This window comes from Myroides sp. LoEW2-1 (assembly GCF_009767705.1).
In the GTDB taxonomy this organism is placed as follows: Bacteria; Bacteroidota; Bacteroidia; order Flavobacteriales; family Flavobacteriaceae; genus Flavobacterium; species Flavobacterium album_A.
This window is the reverse complement of the sequence record NZ_WSPP01000103.1, coordinates 1-281: the sequence shown is the minus strand read 5'-3', so window position 1 is coordinate 281 and position 281 is coordinate 1. Positions and strand designations below refer to the sequence as shown.

1 protein-coding gene is annotated in these 281 nt (G+C 38.4%); it reads left to right on the top strand.

Annotated features, from left to right (window positions below; genetic code table 11):
- The coding region (locus GOQ24_RS06925) for an IS66 family transposase (protein WP_160339375.1) at positions 1-281 on the top strand (281 nt) is incomplete at both ends.

Here is a 281-nt window from a genome sequence, read left to right as displayed (position 1 = left end):
ATGGATGCTTTAAAACCACTATATGAAAAGCTTCTGCTGGACATCAAAAATGAAGGATATCTTCAAGTTGATGAAACCACCATCAAAGTCTTAGATGAGAAAAAGAAAGATAAATCTCATCTTGGGTATTATTGGGTGTATCACGCACCTATATCCAAACTCGTAATGTTCAATTACAGTCCCACACGTAGTGGTAGCGCTGCACTACCTGTATTAGAAAACTTCAAAGGATATCTGCAAACCGATGGTTATAGCGGATACAAAGCCTATGGAGCTAAGTC